The sequence below is a fragment of the Moorena sp. genome, from assembly GCF_982860115.1.
The window spans coordinates 1-8,541 of sequence record NZ_CEYLVT010000285.1; the positions used below are offsets into that span (position 1 = coordinate 1).

6 protein-coding genes are annotated in these 8,541 nt (G+C 42.8%); 2 read left to right on the top strand and 4 right to left on the bottom strand.

What is annotated here, in order from left to right; all coding sequences use genetic code 11:
- A partial coding sequence (locus AC4II3_RS29190; protein WP_490722983.1) for a hypothetical protein occupies positions 1-741 on the top strand: 741 nt, incomplete at its 5' end.
- Between the two features lie 153 nt (positions 742-894).
- Here the strand turns inward: AC4II3_RS29190 and pruA are convergent.
- From pruA to AC4II3_RS29210, 4 genes are all read right to left on the bottom strand, one after another.
- Entirely contained in the window at positions 895-3,921 is a 3,027-nt protein-coding gene (gene pruA, locus AC4II3_RS29195) for an L-glutamate gamma-semialdehyde dehydrogenase (RefSeq protein WP_488009533.1), read from the bottom strand.
- Positions 3,922-4,235: 314 nt separating this feature from the next.
- A complete protein-coding gene (locus tag AC4II3_RS29200) occupies positions 4,236-4,712 on the bottom strand; it encodes a hypothetical protein (RefSeq protein ID WP_488009532.1) in 477 nt (158 codons plus the stop codon).
- 490 nt (positions 4,713-5,202) lie between these two features.
- Complete coding sequence (locus tag AC4II3_RS29205) at positions 5,203-5,652, bottom strand: type II toxin-antitoxin system VapC family toxin (RefSeq protein ID WP_488009530.1); 450 nt, start codon at positions 5,650-5,652, stop codon at positions 5,203-5,205.
- Between the two features lie 16 nt (positions 5,653-5,668).
- A complete protein-coding gene (locus AC4II3_RS29210; protein ID WP_490722984.1) occupies positions 5,669-6,694 on the bottom strand; it encodes a tetratricopeptide repeat protein in 1,026 nt (341 codons plus the stop codon).
- Positions 6,695-7,155: 461 nt separating this feature from the next.
- Between AC4II3_RS29210 and AC4II3_RS29215 the strand changes: the two genes are divergently transcribed.
- Positions 7,156-8,541, top strand: a 1,386-nt coding sequence (locus AC4II3_RS29215; protein WP_488009526.1) for an NB-ARC domain-containing protein, incomplete at its 3' end; no start/stop codon positions are given.

Here is an 8,541-nt window from a genome sequence, read left to right on the forward strand (position 1 = left end):
GTGCGGACGCAGGTTCCGCACACAGCCCCTCCCCATGAGCGACTGCATCAAGAAGAGATTCAGTGGGTGGATGAATCTACAATTATTTTCCAAAATAAACAATTCACTAGAGGTTTTGATCTTCCCCTAAATGCTTATGAAAAAGCCGTCAAGTTTTGTTGTTGCGAAATCTCTGAGGAATCTCGGCCTCTGTGTTTAATTTTAAAACATCCGCATTATCTGACAGTTTGGATTGAGCAACAAGGGGTGATTTTAACCGATGAAGCTTCTGCTTTACCAATCAATAGCCCCCAACCGGAAGGGAGAGTTTCTGACAGTCTTGATGGTGAACCAAGCACAAATCATAACCAACTCCCTGTATCAGGTAAACCTGATTCACTGTCAAAATCTGAAACATCTTCAGAAACTGCAATTATCACTTGCGCTACCCGCACGCTGCGCGAACAAGAAGCTGGTTACTGGTACAATCCACCGGAATCTGAGTCTGTGGCAACTCCAAAAGTAGCTACTGGTAATCTCAATCAAGAGCAAGAGATTGCGGACTCTGAGTTCCACCTGCATCCTCGGTGTCAGGAAATTACTGAGCAATCTATTAAACGGCTGTCAAAAAAAAAATATCGAGGGATTTCCTATGAAGTGGAAACTATCTTAATCCAGTTACCGGAATCCCAGTTAACGACCGATGATAAAGGGTTTGTTCTACAAGGCTCTAAAAAGAAATATCGAGGAATTTCCTACTAAGTTCATAAGTAAGCTTTACCGGTCAGCGGTCAGCTCTCAGCGGTCAGCTCTCGGCCTATGGCTGATAGCACCTCAAGTAGCGTGCCCATGAGCTGAATGCTGATAACTGAATGCTGATAGCTGAATGCTGATAACTGAATGCTTACCTAAAAACTATTCCATTCCTTCGATGGGTGCAAAGCCTTGTCGTTGGATATTTTCAGTAATAGTAAGGGGTTCGAGGAATTGGACTAGATAATCGGGACCTCCTGCTTTTGACCCTACTCCAGACATCTTGAACCCACCAAACGGTTGCCGTGATACGATGGCACCGGTAATATTGCGGTTGATATATAGATTACCGACCTCAAGCTCGGCTGAGGCTTGTTCTATATGGGATGGAGTACGAGAATATAAGCCTCCGGTGAGCCCATAGTTGGTACTGTTGGCAATATCAAGGGCTTCTTGGAAATTCTTTGCGGCCATTACCGCTACTACTGGACCAAAGATTTCTTCTTGGGCAATGGTGGCGTTGGGGGAGATATCCTTAAAGATCACTGGACCAATAAAGTATCCGGTGTCAGGTGCTGGCATTTCTAATGCTACCTTAGCTTCCTGACGTCCTTTTTCAAGGTACTCCCGAATGCGATCGCGTGAAGTAGCATCTATGACTGGACCAACCTGGGTACTGGGTGCTTCTGCTGGCCCAATGTTAAGCGATCGCGTTGCTTCAACTAACCGTTTTAGGAAGCTCTCATACACTGGCTCCAACACAATTACTCGGGAGCAAGCGGAACACTTCTGACCACTGTAGCCAAATGCTGATTTGACCACTCCAGCTACGGCTTGGTCGAGGTCAGCACTTTCATCTACGATAATTCCATTCTTACCTCCCATCTCCGCAATGACTCGCTTGAGATGTTTTTGACCGGGTTGCACAATGGCGGCATCGGCGTAGATACGACAACCGACTTCTTGGGAACCGGTAAAGGCAATTAAATGGATATCGGGATGCTTGACCATATGGGCACCGACGGTTGAGCCTTTGCCTGGAACGAATTGAAATACTCCTTTGGGTATCCCGGCTTCTACTAAAATTTCAGCTATTTTCGCCGCAATCACTGAGGAGTTTTCTGCGGGTTTGAGTAAAGTACAGTTTCCTGCCACTAGGGCTGCTACAGTCATTCCTGTGGTAATAGCGATGGGGAAGTTCCAGGGAGAAATGACTAGGGCAATACCTCGGGGTTGATAGACATAGCGATTGGTTTCTCCAGCAATGTCATAGTTATATCCATCGCTGAGCCGTTCCATCTCTGATGCGTAGTAATGACAGAAGTCAATCGCTTCGGAGACTTCTGCATCCGCTTCTCGTAATGGTTTCCCAACTTCCAGACAGACCCATGCTGATAATTCAGCACGGCGTTGTTCCATCAAATCTCCTGCTTTACGTAAAATACCAGCACGTTCGCTTACTGGTGTACGTCGCCAACTGGGAAATACTGCTTTAGCTTTTGCGATCGCTAATTCTGCTTGTTCTACAGAAATTAATCCAATTTTCCCGATCACGACCCTAGGGTTAGAGGGATTAACAGAATCTACTGTGTCTGTTGTAGACTGATAGTCCCCATTGATTAAGGGTAAATAGGTCTTACCCAGTTGTTGGCGAACGGTAACTAAGGCTTGTGTGGCTTTTTCTCTGGCGTCTAGCTGAGCATAGTCTGTATTGGCAGCATTGGTGAATAGGTTAGAAGGTTGTTCGCCTTTGCCGTTGCCTTCGGGTAGATTAGAAGACTGTTGTGAACTTTCAACCTTCAACTGGCCAACCTGTAACTGTTGTGGTGGTGCAATTAATTCCTCTACGGGTCGATCTTCTAAGCTTTGTCGTAGGAAGGAACTATTTGCGGTATTTTCCAATAGCCGCCGAATCAGGTAAGCCATTCCTGGTAGTAGCTCTCCATAGGGTGCATAAACCCTTACTCTATGACCCTGATTTACTAAGGCTTTGGCTAGTTGGTCTCCCATACCGTAGAGGACTTGCATCTCAAAGCAGCGACGGGGGATATTGAGATTTTCAGCCATTGCGATCGCATAAGCTTGGGAGCGCACGTTATGGGAACCGATAGCGCTATAGACATACTCGTGGTTTTCTAGCAGCAGCTTGGTGATACGCTCAAAATTAGCATCTGTGGCGGCTTTCTGGTTATATACTGGTTGGGGCCAATGGTTTTGCAGTGCTGTTATGGTCTCTTGGTCCCAATAGGCTCCTTTGACCAAGCGTACCGTTACTGGATTACCCCGCTGTTTTGCCCAGGCAATCAAGTCTTGACAATCTTGTTCCGAGTCTCGCAGATAGGCTTGCATGGTAACACCGATATCGGTGCGTGAGCGAAACTCTTCTTCCATCAGCAACTCTTTTAGTATGGAGAAAGTAATGTCTTTGTACTCATACTGCTCCATATCAAAATGAACCGCCGCTCCCAATTCTTTGGCACGGCGGAGCAATTTGCGGATGCGATCGCACACCCGTTCTTGGCTACCCTGAGGATCAAGAGAATCAAATTGAGAGTAGAATGCTGTAAGTTTAACCGATACTTGCACTAATGGCAAGGATTTACCGTCAGCAACGTCAATTTCCTCTACCTTAGACCACTGTTTGGCTGCCTCAGTGAGTTGTTCGATCAGTTGTAGATAGCGGTCTAGGTAAGACTGAGCTTCTGGTTCTGTAATTACGGCTTCCCCCAATAAATCTAGGGTAAATGCCATCTTCTGGTTTCGCAGGCGTTTAATGGTTTTAAGGGCTTGGTTGAGATTTTCCCCAGCAATATACTTTTGGGCTAGGGTGGCTACAGCAGCAGATATGGTTTTGGCTGCCAGTTGTCCTGGCATGGAGTCAGGATTGGTGAAATTAAGCATTCCCTTGAGGGCAGCAGGCAGTTCTACTGACTCATCCCCTAAGTATTCTTGAAAGTGACGAGCAACTTCGGTTTGGCTACGGAGTGCCGGTAGGGTATCGATGAAGCGAAATAGCTGCACCCGTAGTCCCGGATTACTCATTGCCCAGGCTAGTAATTTATCATCCCACCGCATTTGGTCTCGCATTTGGGCAAGAAAGGAACCTTTCTCCCGAGTTGCGGCTAGAAGTTCTCTGGCAATTTCCTGAGTTTTAGCTTCGTAAGTGCTTTTGGGGATTTCTATAACCACCGGTAGTAGACTCCTGTTCTAGACTATGGCAGTTTTTGATAAAACAACCATTATATTTTATTTTCTCTAGTTAAAGCAATATCTGACCTGAGTCTTTAGAGGGATTTGGTAATAAGCATTCAGCATTCAGCATTCAGCATTCAGCATTCAGCATTCAGCTTTGGAGCAAGCTAGTGATTGGTGCTTTTGAATCAAATAAGCTGTTCGCGTAGCGTTAGCTAAAAGCTCACGGCTGATGGCTGACCGCTGATGGCTGACCGCTGATAGCTGACCGCTGATAGCTGACCGCTGACGGCTGACCGCTGACCGCTATCTCACTTTTCCACAGTTACGATGGATAACACTTGATAGCCATCACCTTGGGGCAGACATTGCCCATCTACATCTAGGGGACAAGCAGTTTTTTCAGGGGAAGGACGGGTGCCGTCACGATACACTGCTGTTATCTCAACCTGTTGATTATGAAAGGATTGTAATTGCTGATCGGAAACGTTTTGAGAAGCACGCAGTACTAAGCGACGGGGATTTTGGGGATTAGTAATTAGAAAAAACTGATCTCCCCGATAGGCTCTAACTGACTTGACGGGAGGAATAGCTTCATAAATTAATTTTCCCTGGATTTGTTGTGGTTTTGATTCCTTTAAGTTATCAGATGTCATTTCAGATGTAATTGGGGAGTTAGGGGAAACAGAAGAATTATTGCTATCTCCATCAGCAGTACAACTCGCCATACACAAGGTACTGACTAAGGTTCCAATCCAGAAAACTTGTCTTAACCGTTGAGTCAACATTAGTGGAAAAAACGATAGTGGTCAGCGGTCAGCAGTCAGTGGTCAGCCGTCAGTGGTCAGCTTATTTTATTCAAAAGTAGCTCAAGCACCGTGGCACAGGCTTCCAGCCTGTGAGCTAACCCATAAGCTGATAGCTGTTCGCGTAGCGTGTGCGTAGCACATAGGCTGATAGCTGATAGCTGATAGCTGATAGCTGATAGCTGATAGCTGATAGAAAAGCCGGGATTGATGATTATGATTTGTTTGGCATTATGGAAGTAACTCCTATTTAGGTGGGAGGAAAACCGCGCTGGTGTTTATTAAGGTTATGGCCAGCGCGGTTATTAGTATCGGTGTTTACTTTCTATAGTATAGATAATTCCTCGGAAAATTGCAAGGAGTAATTGTTAATATTTACAATTATTTACAATTACTGAATTTTGCAAGTTTTAGACTAAATTATGTGTATTTTTTTTTGTTTTGTTGTTGATTTTATTTAAGGTTATTTGTATTACTTCCAGCACTCTAATTTGAGATTCCTGACTTTATTCATTTTCCGATAATCTCTATCTTCTGAAACAATAATTAAATTATGTTGTATGGCTGTGCAAGCTATCCATAAATCGTTGATGCGTACTCCGGCATCCTTGATGTTAAATTTTCTACGCTTGGCTTTGTCTTGGGGAGCAAAATTGGCAAATATTTCAGCATGAAACTTGCCATAAATTTTAGAAGTTTCTTGGTCTATGGGATAAATTTTCAAGCGGCTGACAAAATCCTCTATCAATGCTAAGTTTTCCTGTATTCTTTGGGATTTCTCAGCCATAGTTAGTAATTCACCGTAAATAATCGTGTTGATAGCTAATTCTGTATCTGGCATAAGTGACTCTAATTTTTGGATGACTCGGTAATCTTTTTGAATAAGCACAAAACTACAGTGGTTAGTGTCTAGTAAATACACAGAATATTTCCTCTATTTATTCCCTAACTCGGTTGACATAGTCCAAAGACTCTTCAAAGTCATCTCCAGCCCAAGTTGGTGCAGTTTTTAGCCAATCTAAAAGGTTTGTAACTGGATACTTTTGATGAGATAGTTGATAATTGTCAAGCTGCCACAAAATTCCCCTTGCTGTATTTCTGATATCAATAAGATAGTTTTTGGCTGCTTCTGGAAGCTCATTTTGTTCAGATTCCAGGGCAGGAGCTTGCAAAATTGCGATTAATCTACGTTTAAGACGTTCTAGATAGTCCTTAGACAAGTCAACAATATTCTTTTCCAGGACTGCTGATAATCTAGATAGTCCTGTGTAAAGACTACTGAATTTATTAACAGTATTGATTTTAAGTGCTCGTTCAAAAGCCTGCTGTGCTTGATCTAATTTCCCCTGTTGTTGGAGCACTTCTCCTAAATGCTTCAATCCCATAGCAAGTAATGATTGGTTATCGAGGATTTCAGCAATTTCAAGTGCTCGTTCAAAAGCCTGGTGTGCTTGATCTAATTTCCCCTGTTGTTGGAGCACTTCTCCTAAACCGTTCCAGCCAATGGCAAGTAATGATTGATTATTGAGGGCTTCAGCAATTTCAAGTGCTCGTTCAAAAGCCTGGTGTGCTTGATCTAATTTCCCCTGTTGTTGGAGCAATCCTCCTAAACGATTCCACCCCATAGCAAGTAATGATTGATTATTGATGCTTTGAGCAATTTCAAGTGTTCGTTCAAAAGCCTGGTGTGCTTGATCTAATTTCCCCTGTTGTTGGAGCAATCCTCCTAAATGATTCCACCCCATAGCAAGTAATGATTGATTATCGATGGTTTCGGCGGTGGCGATTTGATCATTTAGTTCAAATTCATCTCCCAGATCTGTCATTAAAGGCTGAACTTCTTGTTCATAAAAAATTGCCGCCAAAATCTCTGCTAAAGTCATTGTTGCGATAATTGTAACGAAATCAAGAAGAATTTCCTGTTGTTCAGAAAATTCTTCTTGATTAGATTGCTGCAGTTTCATAAGTTTTGACTCGATTATCGCTAAATCATCGATAATCAAGTGCTGGTTATCTAGAACTAATTTAGTTGATTCTTCTTCTGGTAATATTAGCATTATTTAAACTACCTTGACTAAGAGAGTACAAATTTATTATAGCATTTTCCTGCTCCCGACTCCCGACTCCCGACTCCCTAAAAAAATCCACCTCATCCAATTGAAAAATACTATAATAAACAGAGACTGTGAGTAATCTCGTTCAACTATGGAACCATTAGCTGCTGCCGTTTTCGCTATTGCTACTGTGCTCGCCACTAAAGCCTTAGAAAAAATTGGGTAAAATATTGGGCAAGTTGTCTCGGACAATACTAGCCAGTTTGTGGAATTTCTGAGAAAACAGTCTCCAGATACAGTAACTGCGTTCGCGTAGCGTAGCCCTTCGGGCTAATCGCAAAAGCTCCAGACAACCTCTTGATTATGCCGAAGTGGTATTAGAAGTAGAAGCAGCACCTAAGCAAAATTCGGAAATTGTCCAAAGTATCGAGCATTTAGTGACTACTAGTGAGAATTACAACATTGAGAATATGAATAACCAAACTCGATTCAATCAAGCTCCTCCACTTCCTCCTTATTATGTCGAACGCCCGGAAGTAAGCGAACCACTAAAACAAATCCTTTTATCCCAAGAAACAGCAAAAGCTGGCACCTTAGTTATTAGTGCCATCTATGGCTTAGGAGGAATTGGAAAATCCACTTTAGCTGCTGCTTTAGCCCATGACGAGGAGGTTCAATCTCATTTTACTGATGGGATTTTTTGGGCAACCTTAGGTCAGCAACCTGATATCTTATCCTTTCTAAGTAGGTGGATACAGCAATTAGGAGATTATGATTTCAAACCGATTAACATTGATAGCGCTTCGTTACAACTAAAAACATTATTATCCGATAAAAAAGCGTTATTAGTAGTGGATGATGTTTGGCATCCTGACCATGTTGAACCCTTTCGAGTAGCTGGGGATGGCTGTCGGGTTTTAGTGACTACCAGAGAAGCCCAGCTTGAAGGTGCGATTCCCTATGATTTAGATGTGATGACTCCCAATCAATCCTTGGAGTTATTAACCGCTTGTTTCAACAACAAGTTAACTAATCAAGAACTGGAATATGCTGAAAATTTAGCAAAAACCGTCGGCTACTTACCCCTAGCATTAGAATTAGCTGCTGCCCAAGTTAGGGATGGCATCTCTTGGCAGGAGTTACTGGGTGATTTAGAAGATTTAATTGTTGGTGTAGAAGCTTTAGATCGATTGAAAGCAGAGGAAGAGCCAAGTGACGCTAAGCGTAAAAACTACAGTCTAGTGGCTTCCTTTAATCTCAGTTTAAAGGGATTATCCGACGACGATAGATTGAAAAACTTTGCTTGGTTAGGGATACTGCCGGAGGATGTCACTATTACTGAAACCATGGCGACTACCTTATGGGATTGTAATTTAGTTGAAGCGAAAGATACGTTAAGATACTTACGACAAAAAGCGTTATTACTACCTGGTGTTTCTACTAAACCAGAAACTAACTATCGCCTCCATGATTTGTTACATGATTTAGCCCGTAGTCTGGTTCAATCAGAGCTAGGATTATCAATATCCTCAGCTCATCAACAATTATTAGAACGTTATCAAACTAAGACCGAAAAGGGATTATGGCATACCTTACCCGATGATGGTTATATCTATAACCACTTAATCTGGCATCTAGAGAAAGCTAAAAAAATTAATGACATTCATCAACTCCTGAAAGAAGAAACGCCAGCAGGAGATAAGGGAGCATCCCATTTTGGAAAATACAAGAAGAGGGTGGGGTTTAATTTCGCGAGT